The 24978-nt window shown below is 73.0% G+C and carries 22 protein-coding genes; 18 read left to right on the top strand and 4 right to left on the bottom strand.

Annotation, left to right across the window (positions count from 1 at the left end; translation table 11 throughout):
• Positions 1-22 precede the first annotated feature (22 nt).
• Entirely contained in the window at positions 23-844 is an 822-nt protein-coding gene (locus tag UW392_RS21035) for a hypothetical protein (protein WP_320776597.1), read from the top strand.
• Between the two features lie 185 nt (positions 845-1029).
• Complete coding sequence (locus tag UW392_RS21030; RefSeq protein WP_320776596.1) at positions 1030-2172, top strand: glycosyltransferase family 4 protein; 1143 nt, start codon at positions 1030-1032, stop codon at positions 2170-2172.
• 21 nt (positions 2173-2193) lie between these two features.
• On the opposite strand, the gene UW392_RS21025 is transcribed toward UW392_RS21030, so the two are convergent.
• The gene (locus tag UW392_RS21025; protein ID WP_320776595.1) at positions 2194-3822 is read right to left on the bottom strand and encodes a PucR family transcriptional regulator; all 1629 of its coding nucleotides are present in this window, start codon (positions 3820-3822) and stop codon (positions 2194-2196) included.
• Between the two features lie 37 nt (positions 3823-3859).
• Positions 3860-5662 (bottom strand): glycoside hydrolase family 15 protein, encoded by a 1803-nt coding sequence (locus tag UW392_RS21020; RefSeq protein ID WP_320776610.1) that lies wholly within the window; start codon positions 5660-5662, stop codon positions 3860-3862.
• Positions 5663-6182: 520 nt separating this feature from the next.
• Here UW392_RS21020 and UW392_RS21015 point away from each other — a divergent pair.
• From UW392_RS21015 to UW392_RS20965, 11 genes are all read left to right on the top strand, one after another.
• Positions 6183-7832 carry a CTP synthase gene (locus UW392_RS21015; RefSeq protein ID WP_320776594.1) on the top strand — a complete coding sequence of 550 codons (1650 nt, stop codon included), beginning with the start codon at positions 6183-6185 and terminating at the stop codon, positions 7830-7832.
• Between the two features lie 108 nt (positions 7833-7940).
• Entirely contained in the window at positions 7941-8567 is a 627-nt protein-coding gene (locus UW392_RS21010; protein WP_320776593.1) for an NUDIX hydrolase, read from the top strand.
• A gap of 203 nt (positions 8568-8770) precedes the next feature.
• Positions 8771-10849 (top strand): tetratricopeptide repeat protein, encoded by a 2079-nt coding sequence (locus UW392_RS21005; protein WP_320776592.1) that lies wholly within the window; start codon positions 8771-8773, stop codon positions 10847-10849.
• A gap of 132 nt (positions 10850-10981) precedes the next feature.
• On the top strand, positions 10982-12106 hold the full coding sequence (gene ald, locus UW392_RS21000) for an alanine dehydrogenase (protein ID WP_320776591.1): 1125 nt from the start codon (positions 10982-10984) through the stop codon (positions 12104-12106).
• A gap of 412 nt (positions 12107-12518) precedes the next feature.
• Positions 12519-13667 (top strand): ParA family protein, encoded by a 1149-nt coding sequence (locus UW392_RS20995; RefSeq protein WP_320776590.1) that lies wholly within the window; start codon positions 12519-12521, stop codon positions 13665-13667.
• A complete protein-coding gene (locus UW392_RS20990) occupies positions 13664-14218 on the top strand; it encodes a hypothetical protein (RefSeq protein WP_320776609.1) in 555 nt (184 codons plus the stop codon). Before UW392_RS20995 ends, UW392_RS20990 begins: the two co-directional genes overlap by 4 nt.
• 19 nt (positions 14219-14237) lie before the next feature.
• Entirely contained in the window at positions 14238-15458 is a 1221-nt protein-coding gene (locus UW392_RS20985; protein ID WP_320776589.1) for a segregation and condensation protein A, read from the top strand.
• A gap of 50 nt (positions 15459-15508) precedes the next feature.
• Positions 15509-16096, top strand: coding sequence for an SMC-Scp complex subunit ScpB (scpB, locus tag UW392_RS20980; RefSeq protein WP_320776608.1), 588 nt, complete (start codon positions 15509-15511; stop codon positions 16094-16096).
• The gene (locus UW392_RS20975; RefSeq protein ID WP_320776588.1) at positions 16096-17160 is read left to right on the top strand and encodes a pseudouridine synthase; all 1065 of its coding nucleotides are present in this window, start codon (positions 16096-16098) and stop codon (positions 17158-17160) included. Before scpB ends, UW392_RS20975 begins: the two co-directional genes overlap by 1 nt.
• 66 nt (positions 17161-17226) lie before the next feature.
• Positions 17227-17988, top strand: a complete 762-nt coding sequence (locus UW392_RS20970; RefSeq protein WP_320776587.1) for an NUDIX hydrolase — start codon at positions 17227-17229, stop codon at positions 17986-17988.
• Positions 17985-19004 (top strand): ADP-ribosylglycohydrolase family protein, encoded by a 1020-nt coding sequence (locus UW392_RS20965; RefSeq protein WP_320776586.1) that lies wholly within the window; start codon positions 17985-17987, stop codon positions 19002-19004. The genes UW392_RS20970 and UW392_RS20965 overlap by 4 nt, the downstream gene beginning before the upstream one ends.
• On the opposite strand, the gene UW392_RS20960 is transcribed toward UW392_RS20965, so the two are convergent.
• On the bottom strand, positions 19001-19687 hold the full coding sequence (locus UW392_RS20960) for a DNA polymerase beta superfamily protein (protein ID WP_320776585.1): 687 nt from the start codon (positions 19685-19687) through the stop codon (positions 19001-19003). The two genes, UW392_RS20965 and UW392_RS20960, sit on opposite strands and share 4 nt — an antisense overlap.
• 22 nt (positions 19688-19709) lie before the next feature.
• Entirely contained in the window at positions 19710-20156 is a 447-nt protein-coding gene (locus tag UW392_RS20955; protein WP_320776584.1) for a Rieske (2Fe-2S) protein, read from the bottom strand.
• A 240-nt stretch (positions 20157-20396) separates the two neighbouring features.
• Between UW392_RS20955 and aroH the strand changes: the two genes are divergently transcribed.
• The 5 genes from aroH to der all read left to right on the top strand — a co-directional run bounded on the left by aroH (position 20397) and on the right by der (position 24928).
• Entirely contained in the window at positions 20397-20759 is a 363-nt protein-coding gene (gene aroH, locus UW392_RS20950; RefSeq protein WP_320776583.1) for a chorismate mutase, read from the top strand.
• A complete protein-coding gene (locus UW392_RS20945; protein ID WP_320776582.1) occupies positions 20756-21841 on the top strand; it encodes a prephenate dehydrogenase in 1086 nt (361 codons plus the stop codon). The genes aroH and UW392_RS20945 overlap by 4 nt, the downstream gene beginning before the upstream one ends.
• Positions 21842-22039: 198 nt before the next feature.
• Positions 22040-22735: a (d)CMP kinase gene (gene cmk / locus UW392_RS20940; protein ID WP_320776581.1), complete on the top strand. Its 696-nt coding sequence runs from the start codon at positions 22040-22042 to the stop codon at positions 22733-22735.
• A gap of 53 nt (positions 22736-22788) precedes the next feature.
• Positions 22789-23376: a lysophospholipid acyltransferase family protein gene (locus UW392_RS20935; protein ID WP_320776607.1), complete on the top strand. Its 588-nt coding sequence runs from the start codon at positions 22789-22791 to the stop codon at positions 23374-23376.
• Positions 23377-23449: 73 nt separating this feature from the next.
• Positions 23450-24928, top strand: coding sequence for a ribosome biogenesis GTPase Der (der, locus tag UW392_RS20930; RefSeq protein ID WP_320776580.1), 1479 nt, complete (start codon positions 23450-23452; stop codon positions 24926-24928).
• Positions 24929-24978: the final 50 nt, after the last annotated feature.

The following is a 24978-nucleotide window of genomic DNA, read 5'->3' as shown; positions in this document are numbered from 1 at the left end:
ACGCGGACCATAGGGTGAGCGCATGATCGACCGCGCTCCCCGGACCCGTGCCCTGACCTTCGCCGCCGTGCTCACCCGGGCCGGTACGGGCGTGCTGCGCGCCGCCGCTCCCGGCGGCCGGGCCCGCTGGACGCGGACGAACCACGCCGGGCGGCCCGTCGACCTGTACGCGGGGCCCGCCGTGGCCGTCGCGGCGGCGCTGGGCGCGGCCCGGGTACGGCCCGCCGCGGGTCTCGCCGTGCTGGCCGCCGGGGTCTGCGGGGCGTACGACGACGTGGCCGGGGCGCACGATCCCCGGCGCGGCTTCCGCGCGCACCTGTCCGCCCTGCGGCACGGGGAGGTCACCAGCGGCGCGGTCAAGCTCTTCGGGATCTCCGCGGCCGGACTGGTCGCGGGCGCGCTGCTGAAGGAACGTCCGCTGGACAAGGTGCTCGCCGGGGTCGTCATCGCCGGGACCGCGCACTTCGTCAACCTCGTCGACGTACGCCCCGGCCGGGCCGTGGTGGCCGCCCTCGCGGGTGCGGCGCCGGGACTGCCGCGGCCCGGGGCCGCGGCGGAGCTCTCCGCCGTGGTGGCGGGCGCGGCCGGTGCGGCGCTCCCCGACGACCTCGGCGGACGCGCGATGCTCGGCGACACGGGTGCCCACGCACTGGGCGCGGCCCTCGGCACCGCGATCGCGGTGGGGTGGGGAACCCCGCGAACCGTGAAGCCCGCCGGGGCCAGTGGTGCGAGCGGGGCCGGTGGTGCGGGGCCGCGGGTCGGGCTGGTGGTGCATGCCGTGGCCGTCGTGGCGGCGGCGGTCTGCGGAGAGCGAGTCAGCGACCGGGCCCGGTCACTCTTCTGAGTGAACGGCCGCGTCGCGTTGCCCCGATGTCGGCGTCCCCGCGCACGGCACCGTTCCCGGAACACCCGTACGTCCTGGCATCCTTGACGGCAGACGTGCGGGAGACCGCGCGGCGCACGACCTCCGCTCCACCCTTCGGTACTTTCTCCGTGAACGCCCGCCGCAGAACCAGGAGCCCCGGCCACGTGACCCCCGTGAGCAGCCACGCCCCGCACGGCCAGTCACCGCTGCGCACCGTGCAGGTGCTGGGCGGAGGCAACGCCGGCAGCAGCGTGCACGTGCGTTCCCTGACCGCGGGGCTCGTGGCACGGGGCGTGAGGGTCACGGTGTGCGCCCCCACCGAGGCGGAACGCATCTACGACTTCACCGGGGCCGGTGCCGACCACGTACACGTGGAGCGCAGCAGCGACCCGGTGTCCGTCGCCGGGCTGCGGGCGGCCTGCGCCGGTGCCGACCTGGTGCACGCGCACGGACTGCACGCCTCCTTCCGGGCGGCGCTCGCCCTCGGCGGACGCCGGGAGGACACGCCCCTCGTCGCCACCTGGCACGACCGCGTCCACGCCGAGGGACCGCGGGCCCATCTGCTGCGGGTCCTTGAGCGGCGGGTGACGAAGGCCGCCACCGTCGTGCTCGGCACCACCTCGGACCTGGTCGACCACGCGCGGTCCAGCGGCGCGCGCGACGCCCGGCTGGCCGCCGTCGCGCTGCCCGGACCGCGCAGGCCCGCCGACCCCGACGACACCGACCGGCTGCGTCCCAAGATCCGGGCCGAACTCGGCGCCACCGGGCGGCCGTTGCTGATCGCGGTCGGCGCGCTGGAGCGGCACCGGGGGCACGACGTCCTGTTCGACGCCGCGCGCAGCTGGCGCCGCCTCGACCCGGCGCCGCTGCTCGTCGTCGCCGGGGAGGGGTCCCTGCGCTCCGCGCTGCAGCGGCGCATCGAGGACGAGGAGCTGCCGGTGGCGCTCGTCGGCCGCCGCGACGACGTCGCCGACCTGCTCGCCGCGGCCGACCTCGCGCTGCTGCCCAGCCGCCACCGGGCGCGTTCCGTACTGGCGCAGGAGGCGCTCCACGCGCGCGTGCCGCTGGTCGCCGGGGACGGCGACGGCATCCGCGAACTCGTCGGCGACGCCGCGGAGCTGGTGCCGTACGGGGACGCGGAGGCGTTCGCCGACGCCGTCGCCCGTCTGCTCGGCGACCCCGCGCGGTGCGACGCCCTGCGGGCCGACGGGGCACGGCAGGCGACGAGTTGGCCGACCGAGGACGAGACGGTCGCCCAGGTCCTCAGCGTCTACGACGAGTTGACGCAGCCGCGGCCGTTGCTCTAGGGGCCGGTCGCGGCCGCCGTCTCAGCCGACGTGCCGGCGTGCCCGCAGCGCCAGGCTCAGCGTCAGTACCGTCTGCGGGTCGTCCAGGTCCGTGCCGAGCAACTCCTCCATCCGGGCCAGCCGGTTGTAGAGCGTCTGGCGGTTGAGGTGGAGCGCGCGGGCGGTCTCCGCCTTGCGGCCCGCGTGCGCCAGGTACGCCTCCAGCGTCGGCAGCAGCGGCGGCCGGGAGCGGGCGTCGTGGTCCCGCAGCGCGCCGATCGCCCGGTCCACGAACGCCGCCAGGTCCGGGTGGCCGCGCAGCCGCCACAGCAGCAGCTCGGTGTCGAGGCGGCGGGCGTCGTACCAGGGCCGGTCGTCGGGCAGCCCCTGCGCCGCCGTCGCCGTCTGAGCCGCGTGCGCCAGTCCGGCCGGCACCGCGGCCCAGTCGCCGGCCGCGGCGACGACCACGACGGGCGGCCGGGAGGCGGGGCGGGGCGGCCCCGCCCGTTCCGCCGCCGCCCGCAGCGCGGCGGCGACCCGGTCGGCGGCCGGCGTCCGCTCCGCCGCCGAGCGCAGCCCCAGCAGCAGCGGGACCCGGCCCTCCACCGGCCGGACCCCCAGCAGGACAGGGAGACCGGCCGAGGCCAGCTCCTCGGTGAGCGCGCGGGCCAGCACCGCCCACCGGCCGTCGGCGGGGGAGAAGGCGTCGCCCAGCCGCATCACCACCGGCAGCAGCGGGCCCTCCCCGGGCCGGAACCCCAGGACACGGGCCTGCGCCGGGGCGTCCCGGGCGGTGATCCGGCCCTCGGCCAGATCGGTGAGGAAGTCACCGCGGCCGCGCGCGGCCAGCTCCTCCTCCTGCCGGGCCTGCATCAGCACCAGCGCCAGCAGACCAGCGGCGCGCTCCGCGGCGGTGCGGTGCACCGGGGCGGGCGCGGACCGGACGGGCAGCAGGACCAGGCGGGCCCGTGGCGGGCCGGCGCCGGGGCCGGGGCCGGGCACGTCCACCACGACCGTCCCGGCCGGCGGCGGGGTGTCCTTGTGCGGGCCGCGCAGCCCCTCCCAGACCTGAAGCGGGCCGGTGCCCTCGGGGCCCGGCCCGGCGGCGTACAGCAGCCGGCCGTCGGGGGTCTCCAGGAACACCGGGTTGTCGGCGAAGCCGGCCAGGACGGCCAGTACCCGGGGGACGCCGCCGCCCGCGAGCAACGCCTCGGTGCAGCGGCGGTGCACCTCCTCGGCGCGCCGCAGCAGCGCGTAGTGGCCGTTGACGATCTCGGTGTGGATCTCCTCGGTGACCGCCACGAACGGCACCTCGCGGTGGAGCTGCACCAGCGGCAGCCCGGCCGCGCGGGCCGTGTCGACGACGGCGGCCGGCAGCCGGGTCAGCCGCGGGCCCAGCTCCACGACGAGGGCCGCGATCCCGCGCTCGGCGAGGGTCCGGACGAAGGCCCGCTGGTCGGCGGAGCGCACGCCGAACCCGAAGCCGGTGGTCAGCAGCAGTTCCCCGCCCTTGAGCAGCGAGGCGATGTTGGGGACCTCACCGGCGTGCGCCCAGCGGACGGTCCGTTCCAGCCGGTCGGCGCCGGTGACCACCTCGGGGAGCCCGCCGCGCAGTCCGGGCAGTTCCAGCGCGCGCCGCACGGTGATCCCGGTGCCCTCGCCCACGTCCATGGGCCGGACGCTACCCCGGCCCGGCGCGGGCGTGCCGTCAGCCCCCGTACGCCCCGGACGCCGTCAGCCGCAGCGCGGTGTCGATCAGGGGGACGTGGCTGAAGGCCTGCGGGAAGTTGCCGACCTGGCGCTGGAGGCGCGGGTCCCACTCCTCGGCCAGCAGCCCGAGATCGTTGCGGAGCGCGAGGAGCTTCTCGAAGAGCTTGCGGGCCTCGTCAACGCGGCCGATCATCGCGAGGTCGTCGGCCATCCAGAACGAGCAGGCGAGGAACGCGCCCTCGTCGCCCGGGAGGCCGTCGACGCCCTCGTCGGCGCCGTCGGTCGGGTAGCGCAGGATGAAGCCGTCGGAGGTGGACAGCTCGCGCTGGATCGCCTCGATGGTGCCGATGACGCGCTTGTCGTCCGGCGGCAGGAAGCCCATCTGCGGGATCAGCAGCAGCGACGCGTCCAGCTCCTTGGAGCCGTAGGACTGCGTGAAGGTGTTGCGCTCCTTGTCGTAACCCTTCTCGCACACGTCGCGGTGGATGTCGTCCCGCAGTTCCTTCCAGCGCTCCAGCGGGCCGTCGGCGTCGCCGGACTCGATGAGCTTGATGGTGCGGTCGACGGCCACCCAGGCCATCACCTTGGAGTGCACGAAGTGGCGGCGCGGGCCGCGCACCTCCCAGATGCCCTCGTCCGGCTCGTTCCAGTGGTCCTCCAGGTAGCGGATCAGCTTGAGCTGGAGGACGGAGGCGTAGTCGTTGCGGGCGAGGCCCGTCATGTGGGCCAGGTGCAGGGCCTCGGTGACCTCGCCGTACACGTCGAGCTGGAGCTGGTGCGCGGCGCCGTTGCCGACGCGCACGGGGCCGGAGTTCTCGTAGCCCGGGAGCCAGTCCAGCTCCGCCTCGCCCAGCTCGCGCTCGCCGGCGATGCCGTACATGATCTGGAGGTTCTCGGGGTCGCCCGCCACCGCGCGGAGCAGCCACTCGCGCCAGGCGCGGGCCTCCTCGCGGTAGCCGGTGCGCAGCAGCGAGGAGAGGGTGATCGCGGCGTCGCGCAGCCACGTGTAGCGGTAGTCCCAGTTGCGGACGCCGCCGATCTCCTCCGGCAGGGAGGTGGTGGGCGCGGCGACGATGCCGCCGGTGGGCGCGTACGTCAGGGCCTTCAGCGTGATCAGCGAGCGGATCACGGCCTCGCGGTAGGGGCCGTGGTACGTACAGTGCTCGACCCACTCGCGCCAGAAGTCCTCGGTCGCCGTCAGCGACTGCTCCGGCTCGGGCAGCGGCGGCGGCTGCTTGTGCGAGGGCTCCCAGGAGATGGTGAACGCCACCCGGTCACCCGGCGCGACGGTGAAGTCCGCGTAGGTGGTCAGATCCTTGCCGTAGGTCTCCGCCGGGGTGTCGAACCACACGGAGTCCGGTCCCGCGACGGCCACGGTGCGGCCCTCGTGCTTGTGCACCCACGGCACCACACGGCCGTAGCTGAAGCGCATCCTCAGCTCCGAGCGCATCGGCACCCGGCCGGAGACGCCCTCCACGATGCGGATCAGCTGCGGGGCGCCGTCGCGGGGCGGCATGAAGTCGGTCACGCGGACCGTGCCGCGCGGGGTGTCCCACTCGGACTCCAGGATCAGCGAGTCGCCGCGGTAGCCGCGCCGGGCCGCCGTGGGCGGCTTCGCGCCGGCGGCGTGGGCGGGTCCGAGGCGCCAGAACCCGTGTTCCTCGGTGCCGAGCAGACCGGCGAAGATGGCATGCGAGTCGAAGCGGGGCAGGCACAGCCAGTCCACTGTGCCGTCCCGGCAGACCAGCGCGGCGGTCTGCATGTCTCCGATGAGTGCGTAGTCTTCGATGCGCCCGGCCACGTGCAACTCCAGTCGAACGGCCACGTCACCCCACGTGGGGGCTGTCGCTTGGTGCGGTCAAGGGGTGGAAGTCATGCGTCGTTGATCGATGAAGCAAAGCAGCCGTCCGGCCCCGACGCCAAACTGTTGGGGCGCCGGACGACGATTGTTGTTCAACGAACTGACGAGCTCTCGTTGTTCCGGTGGGGACGGGCGAGGGTGGTGCCGTCTCGCCGGCCGGGCTCGGCAGTGAAGGTCCGAGCAGGATACGACGCACGTAGATGATCTGTGTGCCGCTCCGGACAACAGGTCTCCGCCGAACGGGTGAGCGCCCCGCGGGAACGGGTGGGGCGCGCGGGAACGTGTCCGGACGTACGCGGAGAGTGGCCGGAAGCCATCGCTCCCGGGCGCTGTTACGCTGGTAGCCCGTGGACCGGTGGGCACGAAACCCCCGAACCGCAGCGACGGCACCACCCCGGATCGCTCCGGAGGGAAGCCGCTCCGCACCCCAGACCGCGACCACGGGAGCCCCCTCTTGGCCATGCCGCCCAAATCTTCGACGACCAAGCACATCTTCGTCACGGGGGGTGTCGCCTCCTCTCTCGGCAAGGGGCTGACCGCCTCCAGCCTCGGCATGCTGCTCAAGGCCCGGGGTCTGCGCGTCGTGATGCAGAAGCTCGACCCCTACCTCAATGTCGACCCTGGCACGATGAACCCGTTCCAGCACGGTGAGGTCTTCGTCACCAACGACGGCGCGGAGACCGACCTGGACATCGGCCACTACGAGCGTTTCCTCGACCGCGACCTCGACGGTTCCGCCAATGTGACCACCGGCCAGGTGTACAACACGGTGATCGCCAAGGAGCGCCGTGGCGAGTACCTGGGCGACACCGTCCAGGTCATCCCGCACATCACCAACGAGATCAAGCACCGCATCCGCCGCATGGCGACGGACGAGGTGGACGTCGTGATCACGGAGGTCGGCGGCACGGTCGGCGACATCGAGTCGCTGCCGTTCCTGGAGACCGTCCGCCAGGTCCGGCACGAGGTCGGCCGCGACAACGTCTTCGTGGTGCATATCTCCCTCCTGCCGTATATCGGACCTTCCGGTGAACTGAAGACGAAGCCGACACAGCACTCGGTTGCGGCGCTGCGCAACATCGGTATCCAGCCGGACGCCATCGTGCTCCGCTGCGACCGCGAGGTCCCCACCGCGATCAAGCGCAAGATCTCGCTCATGTGCGACGTCGACGAGGCCGCCGTCGTCGCCTGCCCGGACGCCCGTTCGATCTACGACATCCCGAAGGTCGTGCACGCCGAGGGCCTCGACGCCTACGTCGTCCGCAAGCTGGACCTGCCGTTCCGCGACGTGGACTGGACGACCTGGGACGACCTGCTCGACCGCGTCCACAAGCCCGACCACGAGATCACGATGGCGCTGGTCGGCAAGTACATCGACCTGCCCGACGCCTATCTGTCGGTCACCGAGGCGCTGCGCGCGGGCGGCTTCGCCAACAAGGCCCGCGTGAAGATCAAGTGGGTCACCTCGGACGACTGCAAGACCCCGGCCGGCGCCCAGGCGCAGCTCGGTGACGTCGACGCCATCTGCATCCCGGGCGGTTTCGGCGACCGCGGCGTGCTCGGCAAGGTCGGTGCGATCAAGTACGCCCGCGAGAACAAGATCCCGCTGCTCGGTCTCTGCCTGGGCCTGCAGTGCATCGTGGTCGAGGCCGCGCGCAGCCTCGCGGGGATCGGCGACGCCAACTCCACCGAGTTCGACCCCGCCACCGCCCACCCGGTCATCTCCACCATGGCCGAGCAGCTCGACATCGTCGCCGGTGAGGGCGACATGGGCGGCACCATGCGGCTCGGCATGTACCCGGCCAAGCTGGCCGAGGGCTCGATCGTGCGCGAGGTGTACGACGGCAAGGAGTACGTGGAGGAGCGGCACCGCCACCGCTACGAGGTGAACAACGCCTACCGCGCGGAGCTGGAGAAGAAGGCGGGCATCGTCTTCTCGGGCACCTCCCCGGACGGCAAGCTCGTCGAGTACGTCGAGTACCCGCGCGAGGTCCACCCCTACCTGGTGGCCACGCAGGCCCACCCGGAGCTGCGCTCGCGGCCGACCCGCCCGCACCCGCTGTTCGCGGGGCTGGTCAAGGCGGCTGTCGAGCGGAAGACCGCGAAGTAACACGACAGTTGTACGGTGGCCGGGGCGAGTCCGTTCAGACCGGACCCGCCCCGGCTTTCGCGTACCGCTGGAAGTACCTGCCGGAAGTACCTCTGGAAGGAACAGGGCATGACCATCAAGGACACCCCCGAGGAGTGGGAGATCCGGGCGACGGAGATCCCCTTCCGGGGCAACAAGACCTCCGTCCGCACGGACGAGGTGGTCATGCCGGGCGGCACCGTGGTCAAGCGTGACTACCAGGTCCACCCCGGTTCCGTCGCCGTCCTCGCCCTGGACGACGAGGGCCGGGTCCTGGTCCTGCGCCAGTACCGCCATCCGGTGCGCCACAAGCTGTGGGAGATCCCGGCCGGGCTGCTCGACGTCCCCGGGGAGAACCCGCTGCACGCCGCCCAGCGCGAGCTGTACGAGGAGGCGCACGTCAAGGCCGAGGACTGGCGGGTGCTGACCGACGTCTACACCACGGCCGGCGGCTGCGACGAGGCGGTGCGGATCTTCCTCGCCCGCGAGCTGTCCGAGGCGGAGGGCGAACGGTTCGAGGTCGAGGACGAGGAGGCGGACATGGAGCTGGCACGGGTGTCCGTGCCCGATCTGGTCCGCGGGGTCCTCGCCGGTGACCTGCACAACAACTGCCTCGTGGTGGGAGTGCTCTCGCTGGTCGCCGCGGAGAACGATGACGGGCTCGACGCGCTGCGGCCGGCTCTGGCGGAGTGGCCCGCACGTCCGTTCGACGCCTGAGGTGTCCCGTCCGCTGGACGCCTGAGGCGTCCCGGTGGCCCCCGGCGGGGTGACCGGCTTCCGTATGACGATCTTCTGATCCGATCGGGGGACCTTGCCGCCGTGCGTCTCCCGGAACGCGCCCGCGCCTGAACTAGGCTCGGAAACCGCCCGAACCGGGAGTTCCGGCGGGCCGGTGCGCGGTGGGATCGGGAGTGTGGCCCGTGACGGATCAGGCGGTGGACACGGACAGCGTGCGGCTGACGGACGACCCTGCTCAAGAGGATCGGTTCCTGGGCCGCACCAGGGAGTTGAAGGAGCTGCGCGCGGACATCGAGCGCGCGGGCCTCGACACCCTCTCCGGCCGCAAGGCTCCCCGCGCGCGGGTGCTGCTCGTCGCCGGCCGGCCGGGGTCGGGGCGTACGGCTCTCGCGGCGGAGCTGGCGGAGAAGGTCGCGGACGGCTACCCGGACGGGGTGCTGCGGGCCCGGCTGAGCGAACCGGACGGCACGCGCGTGCCCGTCGGCCGGCTCGCCCGGGACCTGCTCACCGCGCTGGGCCGCACGGCCCCGCCCGGCGCCGGCGAGGACGACCTCTCCGACGAACTGCGGACGGCCCTGACCGGGCGCCGCGCCCTGCTCCTGCTGGACGACGCCGCCGACGCCGAACAGGTCGACGCGCTGCTCCCGGACAGCCCCGGCTGCCTGGTGGTCGCCGTCTCCGAGGGACCGCTGACCGGCATCGCGGACGTCCGCCCCTGCACCCTGGGCGGCCTGGACGCCAAGTCCGCCGTGGAACTGATCCAGCGGCGCATCGGCTCGGTGCGGATCACGGTCGACCCCCGCGCCGCCGAGTCCCTGGTGGAGGAGTGCCAGGGCCGGCCCGCCGCGCTGGAACTCGCGGGCGGCTGGCTCGCCGCCCGGCCCAAGGCGGCCGTCGCCGACCTCGCCAAGCAGCTGCACGCGGAGACCGACGAGAGCGACCCGGTCGCCCGGGTCCTCAAGCTCGTCCACGCCGCCCTGCCCAGCGCCGCCGCCCGGATGCTGAGACTGCTGTCTCTCGCCCCGGCCGGACTGGTCGACCCGCACACCGCCTCCGCCCTCGCCGGCTGCTCGGTCGGCAACGCCCGCACCGCCCTCGACGACCTCGTCGCCCTCGGGGCGCTGCGCCCGCTCGACTCGCCGCTGCCCGAGTACGAGGTCCCCGGCTGCCTGCACCCCCTGCTGGCGGCCCTCGCCCGCACCCAGGACCGGCCCGCCGAACTGCAACTGGCCCGTGCCCGGATGCTGGAACGGACCGTCCGGCTGTTGCAGTCCTGCCGCGCCATCACCGAGACCGACAGCGCGCAGGCCCGCGAGAAGCTCCTCGGCATGCCGCGCGCCCTGCGCTTCGACACCCCCCGCGCCGCCGCCGAGTGGCTGCGGGTCCGCCGCCCCGCGCTGCTGGCCTCGGCCCGTCTCGCGGTCGCCGACGGCGAGCTGGACACCCTGGCCCGCCGGCTGATGTCGCAGCTCGTCCGGGCGATGGTGGCGCACGTCGGCACCCAGGCGGCCGCGCCCGACCTGTACGGCATCCACCGGCTGGTCCTGGACGTGGCCGACCGGCGCGACCTGCCCCGGGAGCGGGCCGCGGCGCTGCTGAACCTCGCCGACCTGGACGCCCGCACCGGCCGCACGGCCGAGGCGCTGGTGCGCTACCGGGCCGCGCTCGACGCCGGACGCGAGGCGAACGACCCGTACGCGACCGGCCGCGCGATGGAATCCGTCGGCGGCGCCCATCTGGAGCTGGGCGACTACGACCGGGCCGCGGACTGGTTCGGCCGGGCGCTGGCCCAGCGGCTCGCCCGGGACGAGCGCGCGGACGCCGCCCGGCTCTACGGCCGGACCGCCGCCGCGCACACCTACGCCGGCCGGTACGGCGAGGCGCTGCGCAACTGGCGCGCCGCGGTGGCCGGGCACCGCAGGACCGGGGACGTGGCCGCGCAGGCCCGTGCCCTGAGCGAGCTGGCCCGGGTACAGGAGTACGCCGGGCGCCCGGAGGAGTCGCTGCGGACCTGTCAGGAGGCGGTCGAGTGGGCGCGGCGGGCCGAGGACCTCCGGCTCCAGGCGGCGCTGCACCTCAGACTGGCCGACACCCTGGAGCACCTCGGCGACCCCGTCGCGGCCGGGCTGCACCGCAGCCAGGGGGACCGGTTGCTGGACGACGGGGCCGGCGACCGGCCCGCGGCGGGGCCGGAGGGCGACTCTCAGGCGGAACACCGCTCTAACACCTACGAAATCCGTAGCGTCCCCGCCGAAGATTGATGCAATGAAAGGCTAGACAGCGGGAACACCTTCATTAAACTGGCTCTGCCGCACCTTCTCCTGCGGTCCACCCCGGTGTGCCCGGCATGCCCGGGTATGCAATGAATTGCCCCACCCCCTGAGCCAAGGACCGTGATCGACGTGAAGGTCGGCATTCCCCGCGAGGTCAAGAACAACGAGTTCCGGGTGGCCATCACCCCCGCCGGCGTCCACGAGCTGGTGCGCCACGGTCACCAGGTCGTCGTCGAGCGCGGCGCCGGCACCGGCTCCTCCATCCCGGACGCCGAGTACGTCGCCGCCGGGGCGGCCGTACTCGGCACCGCGGACGAGGTCTGGGCCACCGCCGACCTGCTGCTGAAGGTCAAGGAGCCGATCGCGGAGGAGTACCACCGCCTCCGCAAGGACCAGACCCTCTTCACCTACCTCCACCTCGCCGCCTCCCGCGAGTGCACGGACGCCCTCCTGGAGTCCGGCACCACCGCCATCGCCTACGAGACCGTCGAGCTGCCGAACCGCGCGCTGCCGCTGCTCGCCCCGATGTCCGAGGTCGCGGGCCGCCTCGCCCCGCAGGTCGGCGCCTACCACCTGATGGCGGCCAACGGCGGCCGAGGCGTGCTGCCGGGCGGCGTCCCCGGTGTGCTGGCGGGCAAGGCCGTCGTCATCGGCGGCGGGGTCTCCGGCTGGAACGCCGCGCAGATCGCCGTCGGCCTCGGCTTTCACGTGACCCTGCTCGACAAGGACATCAACAAGCTCAGGGAAGCCGACAAGATCTTCGGCACCAAGATCCAGACCGTGGTCTCCAACGCCTTCGAGCTGGAGAAGGCGTGCCTGGAGGCCGACCTCGTCATCGGCGCGGTCCTCATCCCGGGCGCCAAGGCCCCGAAGCTGGTCACCAACGAACTGGTGTCCCGGATGAAGCCCGGAAGTGTCCTTGTCGACATCGCCATCGACCAGGGCGGCTGCTTCGAGGACTCCCACCCCACCACGCACGCCGAGCCGACCTTCACGGTCCACGACTCGGTCCTCTACTGCGTCGCCAACATGCCCGGCGCCGTGCCCAACACCTCCACCTACGCGCTGACCAACGCCACGCTGCCGTACATCGTGGAACTGGCCGACCGCGGCTGGGCCGAGGCGCTGCGCCGCGACCCGGCGCTCGCCAAGGGTCTCAACACCCATGACGGCAAGGTCGTTCACAAGGAGGTCGCCGAGGCCCACGGCCTCGACCACGTGGAACTCTCCACCCTGCTCGGCTGACCCGAGCGAGCCGCCGAGCCGGTTAAGTCGTCATCCGGCAAAGGCGATACGTCAACACGTGCCGTCAATGCCACGCGCCCGGCCGGACCTTGTCGACAAGGTCCGGCCAGGTGTGTGTATGGTCACTTTGCGGTTCTCGGCCAACTCGCCTCGAACGTAACGCTTGATCCGATTCGTACACCCGTGAAACCCACTGTGCGACGGCCGTACGCCCTTGACAGGGGGGTGTTTCATCGCCGACACATCGGGCCGGGTCCGGCGGATTGTGTTGCTGCGGACCGCCGACACGCCATAGAGTCGCCAAACGTCGGCATGGTGCCACGCTGACCTGTCTAGAAGTTTCCTGGTCACCAAGGAGGTAAGACGACTTGTGAATGAGTCGACATTTACTCCCGGGGGTGGTCAACCAGGAATGCCTGCGAGGGGCCAGAGCCCCGGGCGGTTCGAGGCTGTCGGCTCCGTCGCTGTACGCACCTTCGCAGCCCGCCAGAGTCCGAAGGCGACCCAGACAGCACACCCGAGTCAGACAGCAGCACATTCGAGTATGGATGGCCAACACGTGAACGCCATGGCCGGCGACGGAAGTGGCGCGCCCCGCAACCACTTCGCCGACTACGACGAACTGCCCGAGGGGCACTTCTACGACCCCGACGCGGAGTACGAGCCGGACCCGGAGTACGCGGCCACGCTCGCGCCCGACGCGGCCCGTCAGCGCCGTGAGCGCATCGGCCCGACCGGACGCCCGCTGCCGTACTTCCCGATCCCGGGCCCGCTGACCGACCACGGTCCCGCGAAGATCATCGCGATGTGCAACCAGAAGGGCGGCGTCGGCAAGACGACGTCGACCATCAACCTGGGTGCCGCGCTCGCCGAGTACGGGCGCCGGGTGCTGCTCGTCGACTTCGACCCGCAGGGCGCGCTGTCGGTCGGTCTCGGCGTCAACCCGATGGAACTCGACCTGACCGTCTACAACCTGCTCATGGAGCGGGGCATGGCGGCCGACGAGGTGCTCCTGAAGACCGCGGTCCCCAACATGGACCTGCTGCCCAGCAACATCGACCTGTCGGCGGCCGAGGTCCAGCTGGTCAGCGAGGTCGCGCGCGAGTCGACGCTGCAGCGCGCCCTGAAGCCGCTGATGGACGACTACGACTACATCGTGATCGACTGCCAGCCCTCGCTCGGCCTGCTCACGGTCAACGCCCTGACCGCCGCGCACAAGGTGATCGTGCCGCTGGAGTGCGAGTTCTTCGCGCTGCGCGGTGTCGCCCTGCTGACCGAGACGATCGAGAAGGTCCAGGAGCGGCTCAACCCCGACCTGGAGCTGGACGGCATCCTCGCCACGATGTACGACTCCCGTACGGTGCACAGCCGCGAGGTGCTCGCGCGGGTCGTCGAGGCGTTCGACGATCACGTCTACCACACGGTCATCGGCCGCACGGTCCGCTTCCCGGAGACCACGGTCGCCGGTGAGCCGATCACCACGTACGCCTCCAACTCCGTCGGTGCCGCCGCCTACCGCCAGCTCGCCAGGGAGGTGCTCGCCCGGTGTCACGCCGAGTGAGTCTGCCGGGGGCCGACGAACTCTTCCGCACGACCGGGGGCATGGCGCTGCAGGCGTCCACCCCACGACGCCAGGCGGGCGGCGACGCGCGAGTACCGGCGCCGGCCGGGGAGAGCGACCCGGCGGCCGCCGAGGACGCGCCGCAGTCGGTGCCCGCGCAAGGGGGCGACGGCCGGGGCGCCGAGCACGTGGCCGCGGACGCCGATCCGCAGGAGGGCGGCGAGCCGCACAGCCGGGGCGCGGAGCGCACCGCGCGGCGGTCCGGTGCCGAGCCGCCGGAGGATCCGGCCGCCGCGGGGCAGTCCCGCAAGCGCGGCCGGGCCGCGGCACGCCGGCCGAGCGGCCGCGAGCGGCACGACGAGAAGATCACCGTGTACGTCTCGGCCGAGGAGCTGATGGACCTGGAGCACGCCCGTCTGGTGCTCCGGGGCGAGCACGGGCTGGCCGTCGACCGCGGCCGGATCGTCCGCGAGGCGGTCGCCGTGGTCCTCGCCGACCTGGAATCCCGCGGGGACGCCAGCATCCTGGTACGCCGGCTGCGCGGGCGGTAAGCGGTAGCCTGCGGAGGTCATGACCTCGAACGACGCCTCCGCATCCCGGGCCGGGAACTCCGGTGGCCGTCGGCGCGCGCTGGGCCGCGGGGCGCTGGCGCCCGAGCCGCGACCCGAGCCCGACGGCACCCCCGTACCGGAGCCGTCGCCCGCGCCCGAGCCGCCGCCCGCGCCGCACCCGGAACCTGTACCGGAGCCAGAGCCGGAACCTGTCTCGGAGTCGGAACCCGTACCGAAACCAGAACCGGAACCCGTACCGGAATCAGAACCGGTGACCGGCCCGGAACCCGTGCCGGACCCGGAATCCGCAGCGGTTCCCGCCCGGGATCAGGACCCCGGTGCTCGTGCCGATGCCGATGTCGGTGCCGGTGTCGACGCCGGTGGCGGTGGTGGTGATCGGGTCTTCACCGTGCGGCTCGCCAACTTCGAAGGGCCCTTCGACCTCCTGCTCCAGCTGATCACCAAGCACAAGCTGGACGTGACCGAGGTCGCGCTGTCCAAGGTCACCGACGAGTTCATGGCGCACATCAGGGCGATGGGGTCCGACTGGGACCTCGACCGGACGACGGAGTTCCTCGTCGTCGCCGCCACGCTGCTCGACCTGAAGGCCGCGCGGCTGCTGCCCGCCGCCGAGATCGAGGACGAGGCCGACCTGGCGCTGCTGGAGGCCCGGGACCTGCTGTTCGCCCGGCTCCTGCAGTACCGCGCGTACAAGCGGATCGCGGACATCTTCACCGGCCGCCTCGACGCGGAGGCCCGCCGGTACCCCCGTACCGTCGGACTGGAGCCGCACCACGCCGAGCTGCTGCCCGAGGTCGTCCTCGGCATCGGCGCGGAAGGGTTCGCGCGGCTCGCCGTGAAGGCGATGCAGCCGAAGCCCAGGCCGCAGGTGTACGTCGAGCACATCCACGCGCCGCTGGTCAGCGTGCAGGAGCAGGCCGGGGTGGTGGTGGCGCGGCTGCGGGAGACGGGCGAGGCCAGCTTCCGGGACCTCGTCGCGGACACCGACGACACCCTGACCGTCGTGGCGCGCTTCCTGGCGCTCCTGGAGCTGTACCGGGAGAAGGCCGTCGCGCTGGACCAGGAGACCGCCCTCGGGGAGCTGCTGGTGCGCTGGACCGGCGGGGACGGGGACGAGCGGCCGACGGTGACCGACGAGTTCGACCGGCCGCCGGAGCGGCCCGCGGAGTCCGACGGGTCCGACGATTCCGACGATTCCGACGAGGAGAAGCAGACGTGAGTGAGGAAGTCGCCGGACTCGATCTCAAGCCCGCCCTGGAGGCCGTCCTCATGGTGGTCGACGAGCCCGCGACCGAGGAGCACCTGGCGAAGATACTGCTGCGGCCCCGGCGCGTGATCGCGGGCGCCCTGCGGGAGCTGGCCGAGGAGTACACCGCGCAGGGCCGCGGCTTCGAGCTGCGGCCGGTCGCGGGCGGCTGGCGGTTCTACACCCGGCCCGAGTACGCCGCGGCCGTCGAGGGCTTCGTCCTGGACGGCCAGCAGGCGCGGCTGACCCAGGCCGCCCTGGAGACCCTCGCCGTCGTCGCCTACCGGCAGCCGGTCAGCCGCAGCCGGGTCTCCGCCGTGCGCGGTGTGAACTGCGACGGCGTGATGCGTACCCTCCTCCAGCGGGGTCTGGTGGAGGAGGCGGGCACGGAACCCGAAACAGGTGCGATCCTGTATGTGACGACGAACTACTTCCTGGAGCGGATGGGCCTCACCGGTCTGGACGAGCTCCCTCAGCTCGCGCCCTTCCTCCCGGAGGCGGAGGCGATCGAGGCCGAGACCCGGGAAGGCGTTCCGTCGTTCGACCCGGACGCGCCCGACGCGGACGAGGACCACACGACGGACCCGACCAACACGACGACGGAACTTTGATGCGAAGCAGCGGCAGCGGCAAGAGCGGCGGGCGCGGGAACTACCGCGGCGCCGGTAACGACAGGGACCAGAAGCAGGGGCAGGGCCGCCCCCGCAAGCCCCGCCCGGAGGAGCGCCGCTACGACGTCGGTCCCGGCGGCTCTCCCGACGGCCCGAAGTCGGGACGCGGCGGTGCCGCGCGCGGCGGGGCCAAGGGCGGCCCGAAGAAGCCCCAGCAGCAGCGGAGCCGCTCGGCGCCCGCCACCTCCCGCGAGTACGAGGCGCGCGCCGAGGAGCGCAACCGCGAGCGGTACGCCGGCAAGAAGGACGTGAAGCTCCCGAAGACCTTCCCGGGCGCCGAGCAGGAGGGCGAGCGGCTGCAGAAGGTCCTCGCCCGCGCCGGCTACGGCTCCCGGCGCGCCTGCGAGGAGCTGATCGAGCAGGCCCGCGTCGAGGTCAACGGCGAGATCGTGCTGGAGCAGGGCAAGCGTGTCGACCCGGAGAAGGACGAGGTCAAGGTCGACGGCCTGACGGTCGCGACCCAGTCGTACCAGTTCTTCTCGCTGAACAAGCCCGCCGGTGTCGTCTCCACGATGGAGGACCCGGAGGGGCGGCAGTGCCTCGGGGACTACGTCACCAACCGCGAGACGCGGCTCTTCCACGTCGGGCGGCTGGACACCGAGACCGAGGGCGTCATCCTGCTCACCAACCACGGTGAGCTGGCGCACCGGCTGACCCACCCCAAGTACGGCGTGAAGAAGACCTACCTCGCGCACATCGTGGGCCCGATCCCGCGCGACCTGGGCAAGCGGCTGAAGGACGGCATCCAGCTGGAGGACGGCTACGCGCGCGCGGACCACTTCCGGGTCGTCGAGCAGACCGGCAAGAACTACCTGGTCGAGGTCACCCTGCACGAGGGCCGCAAGCACATCGTGCGGCGCATGCTCGCCGAGGCCGGGTTCCCGGTGGACAAGCTGGTGCGGGTCGCGTTCGGGCCGATCACCCTGGGCGACCAGAAGTCGGGCTGGCTGCGGCGGCTGTCCAACACCGAGGTCGGGATGCTGATGCAGGAGGTCGACCTCTAGCCGTTCCCTGGACGTACCGGCCCACCCTCTTTATAGTCGGGATGACTATTAAGGGGGTGGGCCGCTGTGCACGGCTACGACAAGCACGGTTACGACAAGCACGCCTACGAGCCCTTCGCCGTCACCGTCGACCTCGCGGTCTTCACGCTCCGCGCCGACGCGTTGCACGTGCTGCTCGTCGAGCGGGGCCACGAGCCCTGGTCAGGGCGCTGGGCGCTGCCCGGCGGCTTCCTGCTGCCCGAGGAGTCCGCGGAGACGGCGGCCCGCCGTGAACTGGCCGAGGAGACCGGGCTCGACGACGTGACCGGGCTGCACCTGGAGCAGCTGCGCACCTACAGCGAGCCGGACCGCGATCCCCGGATGCGGGTCGTCTCCGTCGCCTTCGCCGCGCTGCTGCCCGGCCCTCCCGATCCGCGCGCGGGCGGCGACGCGGCGGCGGCCCGCTGGGTGCCGTACGACGAGGCCCGCGGTCTCGCCTTCGACCACGACACGATCCTGGCGGACGCACGGGACCGCGTCGGCGCCAAGCTGGAGTACACCGGCCTGGCCACCGCCTTCTGTCCGCCCGAGTTCACCCTCGGCGAGCTTCAGCGGGTCTACGAGACGGTCTGGGGCGCCTCCCTGGACCGGCCCAACTTCCGCCGCAAGGTCCTCGCCGCCCCCGGCTTCGTCGAGGCGGTCCCGGGTCCCGGGCGCCTCACCGGCGGCCGCGGCAAACCGGCCGCGCTCTACCGGGCGGGCCCGGCCGCGGCCCTGCACCCGCCGCTGCTCCGCCCGACGAGCCTGTCCGGTTCGCCCCGCCCGTCTCTGGAAGGACCCTCCGCATGACCTCCGCCGTGACCGGGCGTGCCGCCTCCGGTGCCCTCACCGGGCTCGCCCTCGGGGACGCCCTCGGCTTCCCCACCGAGTTCGACGACGTCCCTTCGATCCTCGCCAAGTGCGGGCCCTGGCGGGAGATGGCGCTGCCCGACCCCGCGTTCGTCACCGACGACACCCAGATGACCCTGGCGCTGGGCCGCGCCCTGCGCACCGCGACGGATCTCGGTCCGCTCAGCCCCGAGACGATGACCGAACCCGTACGGCGGGAGTTCATCGCCTGGAACCGGTCGCCCGACAACAACCGCGCCCCGGGCAACACCTGCATCCGGGCCTGCACGCTGCTGGAGCGGACGGAGCTGCCCTGGCAGGACGCCAGCCAGATCGGCTCCAAGGGGTGCGGCGCCAACATGCGGGTCGCGCCGGTCGGGCTGATACCCGGACTGAGCGACGAACAGCGGGCCGGCGCCGCCCAGTTGCAGGCCGCCCTCACCCATGGGCACCCCACCGCGCTCGCCGCCTCCGACCTCACCGCGCACGCCGTACGGCTGCTCGCCGAGGGCGCCGAACCCGCCGGACTCGTCGGACTGCTCCGCTCGTACGCCCTCGACCACCGCGGCCGGTACCACGAGCGGTGGCTGGGCGACCTGTGGACGCGGGCCGGGGACCCGTCGCCGGAGGCGTTCATCGCGCGCGGCTGGGACGAGTGCCTTGAGGTGCTCGACCGGCTCCGCCACGCCGTGCGCACCGTCTCGCCCGAGACCGACCCCTGCCTCGCGGTCGGCCAGGGCTGGATCGCCGAGGAGGCGCTGGCGGCCGGACTGCTCTGCTTCCTGCTCTTCGTCGACGAACCCCTCACCGCCCTGCGGCGTGGTGCCTGCTCCTCGGGCGACTCCGACTCCGTCGCCGCTCTCGCGGGCGCCTTCGCGGGGGCCCACCTGGGCGCGGACGCCTGGCCCGCGGCGTGGGCGGACCGGATCGAGTACCGGGGGGACCTGGTGGCGCTGGGCGCCCTCTGGGACGCCTAGGCGGCGCGTGCGGAGTCCCGGCGGACGCGGACGAGGAAATCCTCGACGCGGCGCCGGTCCGGTGCGGCGGGCAGCGGGCTGCGGTCCACCGCCGCGTCGCACTCCTCGGCCAGCCGGGCCATCCGCCTCTCGGTCCCGGACCAGGACACCTCGCCGCGCTTCACGGCGAGCAGCTCCTCCCGGGCGTCACCGACGTCGACCGTCAGGACGCCCGTGCGCAGCAGGTCCCGGGCGCTCGCCAGCAGCCGCAGCAGGTGCATCGCGTGCTTCCAGCGCGGGGCGCCGTGGGTGCGCACGTCGGACTCCAGCTTGCGGCGCTGGCCCGCCGCGTACCGGGTGAACGTCTCGTGGACGCGGCGGGACAGGAACGCCCCGCGCAGCGCGAGCAGTTCGCGGCCGGTGGCGTCGGCGTGCTCCACCAGGGGGGAGTACAGGCACTCCAGGACGTTGGGGTTGGCGCGCAGGGCCAGTGCGCAGAAGCGCTCCAGCTCCCAGCTGAACCGCTCCTCGCCCGGCCCCTCCACGTGCGTCGGCGGCTTCTCGAACCGCCAGAACAGCTCGGTGGGCGCGAGGAAGACGCCCCGGCGGTCCGTGTCGCTGCCGTCCGTCGCCAGACCGAAGGCGCGCGACCCCGTCACACAGGCGTAGACGGTGTGATCGCGCACCAAGGTCTCGGCATCCATGCCGGGGAGCGTACGTGGCGGGTCAGGCCAGGGTGATGGAATTTCCGTCCACCGTGATCTTCTTCGAGGGCAGCGGCTCGGTGGCGGGGCCCGCCTTCACCGAGCCGTCGGCGATCGCGAACTTGCTGCCGTGGCAGGCGCAGTTGATCGTGGAGCCGGAGACGTCCTTCACGACGCAGCCCTGGTGGGTGCAGACCGCCGAGAACGCCTTGAAGTCGCCCTTCTCCGGCTGGGTCACCACCACCTTCTCGTCCTTGAGGACCTTGCCGCCGCCGACCGGGATGTCACCGGTGTCCGCAAGGCTCTCGGCGGAGGCGGAGCCGCTGGCCGCGTCCGAGGCGGGACCGCTCGTCGCCGAGGAGGAGCTTTCGTCGTCGCCGTCCCCGCCACAGGCGGCCGTGGCCGTGGTGGTGAGCGTCACCGCGCCCGTCGCGAGGAGAACCGAGCGGCGCGTCGCACTGGGGGTCATGTCGTCACTCCGAGGGTGTGGGGGAGGGGCCGCCGGCCCTGCCGACCGCACGAGCATGGCACCGAACCAGGCGAAGAGGAAGCAACCGGGAGCAGCGGTGCAAAACGCGCCCTCCCTGGGGCGTCCCGACGCCGTCTCAGTGACCGGGCTCCGCACCCCGGCCCCGTACGGCCTGACTACGCTGGACGGAAGCAGAGCCGACGCACACAGCCGACGCACACACCAGCGAGGAGCAGCGACGTGGCGGTACGAGCGGTCCGGGGCGCCGTCCAACTCGAACGGGACGAGGTCGGTCACATGGACGAGCAGGTGTCCGCCCTGCTCACCGCCGTCCTGGAGCGCAACGGCCTCACCCCGGACAACCTGATCAGCATCTGGTTCACGGCCACCCCCGACCTGCACAGCGACTTCCCGGCCGCCGCCGCCCGCAAGCTCGGCATCACCGACGTCCCGCTGATCTGCGCCCAGGAGCTGGACATCGCGGGCGCCATGCCCCGGGTCGTCCGCGTCCTCGCGCACATCGAGTCCGACCTGCCCCGCGCCGAGATCTCCCACGTGTACCTCGGCGCCGCGGCGGCCCTGCGCAAGGACATCGCCCAGTGAGATCCGCACTCGTCATCGGCACCGGTCTGATCGGCACCTCCGCCGCCCTCGCCCTGACCCGGCGGGGCGTCGCCGTCCACCTCGCCGACCACGATCCCGAGCAGGCCCGTACGGCCGCCGCGCTCGGCGCCGGCACGCACGAGGCCCCGGACGGACCCGTCGACCTCGCGGTCGTCGCCGCGCCGCCGGCGCACGTCGCCGGAATCCTCGCCGACGCCATCGGGCGCGGTCTGGCCCGCGGCTACATCGACGTGGCCAGCGTCAAGGGCGGGCCGCGCCGCGAGCTGGAGGAGCGCGGCCTCGACCTCTCGGCGTACCTCGGTACGCACCCCATGTCCGGCCGGGAGAAGTCCGGGCCGCTGGCCGCCACCGCCGACCTCTTCGAGGGCCGCCCCTGGGTGCTGACCCCGACCCGGGACACCGACACCGAGGTGCTCAACCTCGTCCTGGAGCTGGTCTCGTTCTGCCGGGCCGTGCCGGTCGTGATGGACGCCGACGCCCACGACCGGGCCGTCGCCCTCGTCTCCCACATGCCCCACCTGGTCTCCGGCCTGGTCGCCGCGCGCCTGGAGCACGCCGAGGAGTCCGCCGTACGGCTGTGCGGACAGGGCATCCGCGATGTGACGAGGATCGCCGCCTCCGACCCGCGGATGTGGATCGACATCCTCTCCGCCAACCCGGGGCCCGTCGCCGACCTGCTCGGCGACGTCGCCGCCGACCTGGAGGAGACCGTCCGGGCGCTGCGCGGGCTGCAGTCCGCCGACGAGGAGAAGCGCCGCCAGGGCGCCGCGGACATCGAGGGCGTGCTGCGCCGCGGCAACGCGGGCCAGGTCCGGGTCCCCGGCAAGCACGGCAGCGCTCCGCTCGTCTACGAGACCGTCGCCGTCCTCATCGACGACCAGCCGGGCCAGCTCGCCCGCATCTTCGCCGACGCGGGACTGGTCGGCGTGAACATCGAGGACGTACGGATCGAGCACGCCACCGGGCAGCAGGCCGGCCTGGTGCAGCTGATGGTCGACCCGAAGGCCGCCCCCGTGCTGACGGCGGCCCTGCGCGAGCGGGGCTGGGCGATCCGCCAGTGACCGCCGGGCCGGGGCCGACGGCCGGACCGGGGTTGAGCACCGGTCGGCGGTGACCGCCGGGCCGGGGCCGGCCGCCCGTCCGGCCGGGAGCCCGGTCCAGGGCCCTCCGGGCAGCCAGTAACCTGGTGCGGGGGCGCGTCCGACGGAACCTGTGCCCCGCACACCACCCACCACACCGCACCAGGAAGGTGTCCCCTCGTGGAAAACGGCGCCGCCCCGACCGCCCCGGCAGTGATTGTCGCCATCGACGGCCCCTCCGGCACGGGCAAGTCGAGCACGTCGAAGGCCGTCGCCGCGCAGCTCGGCCTGAGCTACCTGGACACCGGCGCCCAGTACCGGGCGATCACGTGGTGGATGGTGACCAACGGCATCGACACCGACGACCCCCGGGCCATCGCCTCGGCGGCCGGCAAGCCCGAGATCCTCTCCGGCACCGACCCCGACGCCCCGGCCATCACCGTCGACGGTGTGGACGTGGCCGGTCCGATCCGCACCCAGGAGGTCACCTCCAAGGTCAGCGCGGTCAGCGCCGTCCCGGAGGTCCGCGCCCGGATCACCGAGCTGCAGCGGGCCATCGCCGGCTCCGCGGTGACCGGCATCGTCGTCGAGGGCCGGGACATCGGCACCACCGTCCTGCCCGACGCCGACCTCAAGATTTTCCTCACCGCGTCCGCCGAGGCGCGGGCCGCCCGCCGCAGCGGCGAGCTGAAGGACGCCGACGTCCGGGCCACCCGCGAGGCGCTGATCAAGCGGGACGCGGCCGACTCCAGCCGCAAGACCTCCCCGCTCGCCAAGGCGGACGACGCCGTCGAGGTGGACACCACCGACCTCACGCTCCAGCAGGTCATCGAGTGTGTCGTCACCCTCGTCGAGGAGAAGCGGGCCGGGAAGTGAGCCTGCCCTCGCTCAAAGGCGCCGAGGTCGGGCGGCGCATCGGTGTCGGCCTGATGTACGGGCTGTGGAAGCCGCGGGTGCTCGGCGCCTGGAAGATGCCGGCCTCCGGCCCGGTCATCCTCGCCGTCAACCACGCCCACAACATCGACGGACCGATGGTCATGGGCGTGGCGCCCCGGCCGACGCACTTCCTGATCAAGAAAGAGGCGTTCGTCGGGCCGCTCGACCCCTTCCTGACCGGCATCGGCCAGGTGAAGGTCGACCGCGGCGGCACCGACCGGACCGCGATCACCCGGGCGCTGGACGTCCTGTCGGCCGGCGGCGTCCTCGGGATCTTCCCGGAGGGCACCCGCGGCGAGGGCGACTTCGCGTCGCTGCGCGCCGGGCTGTCCTACTTCGCCGTCCGCAGCGGCGCACCGATCGTCCCGGTCGCCGTCCTGGGAAGCACCGACCGTCCCGGACGGTTGATAAAGGCGCTGCCGCCGCTGCGCTCTCGGGTCGACGTCGTCTTCGGCGACCCGTTCGAAGCGGGCGACGGCAGCGGACGACGTACGCGCAAGGCGCTGGACGAGGCGACCGAGCGCATCCAGAAGCGGCTCACCGCCCACCTGGAGAACGCCAGGCGCCTCACCGGGCGCTAGGTAACACTTGAGTAGTGGATCACCCGGCACAGGGGTGTCCACCGATCACCACGATGAACGAGGTACGGACTTCATGAACGACGACATCCACTCCGAGGGCGCGGGCGAGGGGCACGACCACGGGGCGCTCGGCGACGCCGAGTACGAGCGGTTCATGGAGCTCGCCGCGGAAGAGGGCTTCGACGCCGACGAGGTCGAGGGCGCGATCGAGGAGGCCGGGCACGGTCCGCTGCCCGTCCTCGCCGTCGTCGGCCGCCCCAATGTCGGCAAGTCGACCCTGGTCAACCGGATCATCGGCCGTCGCGAGGCGGTCGTCGAGGACAAGCCGGGCGTCACCCGCGACCGCGTCACCTACGAGGCCGAGTGGGCCGGCCGCCGCTTCAAGGTCGTCGACACCGGCGGCTGGGAGCAGGACGTCCTCGGCATCGACGCCTCCGTCGCCGCGCAGGCCGAGTACGCCATCGACGCGGCCGACGCGGTCGTCTTCGTCGTCGACGCCAAGGTCGGCGCCACCGACACCGACGAGGCCGTCGTCCGGCTGCTGCGCAAGGCGGGCAAGCCCGTCGTGCTCTGCGCCAACAAGGTCGACGGCCCGAGCGGTGAGGCCGACGCCTCCTACCTGTGGTCGCTGGGCCTGGGCGAGCCGCACCCCGTCTCCGCGCTGCACGGCCGCGGCACCGGCGACATGCTGGACGCCGTCCTGGAGGCGCTGCCCGAGGCCCCGGAGCAGACCTTCGGCGCCGCGGTCGGCGGCCCGCGCCGCATCGCCCTGATCGGCCGCCCGAACGTCGGCAAGTCCTCGCTGCTGAACAAGGTGGCGGGCGAGGAGCGCGTCGTCGTCAACGAGCTGGCCGGCACCACCCGCGACCCGGTCGACGAGCTGATCGAGCTGGGCGGCGTGACCTGGAAGTTCGTCGACACCGCCGGCATCCGCAAGCGCGTCCACCTCCAGCAGGGCGCCGACTACTACGCCTCGCTGCGCACCGCCGCCGCCGTCGAGAAGGCCGAGGTGGCCGTCATCCTCCTCGACGCCTCGGACTCGATCTCGGTCCAGGACCAGCGGATCGTCACGATGGCCGTCGAGGCGGGCCGCGCGATCGTCCTCGCCTTCAACAAGTGGGACACCCTCGACGAGGAGCGCCGCTACTACCTGGAGCGGGAGATCGAGACCGAGCTGGGCCAGGTCGCCTGGGCGCCCCGGGTCAACGTCTCGGCGCGCACCGGCCGCCACATGGAGAAGCTGGTCCCGGGGATCGAGACGGCCCTGGCGGGCTGGGAGACCCGGGTGCCGACGGGCCGGCTCAACGCCTTCCTCGGCGAGCTGGTCGCGGCCCACCCGCACCCGGTGCGGGGCGGCAAGCAGCCGCGCATCCTCTTCGGGACGCAGGCGGGCACCAAGCCGCCGCGGTTCGTGCTGTTCGCGTCCGGGTTCATCGAGGCCGGCTACCGCCGGTTCATCGAGCGCCGGCTCCGCGAGGAGTTCGGCTTCGAGGGCACGCCGATCCACATCTCGGTGCGGGTGCGCGAGAAGCGCGGCGCAAAGAAGAAGTAGCGACGACGGCGTACGGATGTGCGGAGGGGGCGGACCCGGCCGGGTCCGCC

This window comes from Streptomyces sp. CRN 30 (genome assembly GCF_034105845.1).
Note: the sequence above shows the minus strand (reverse complement) of the source record. Positions and strands in the feature narration are given on the sequence as shown.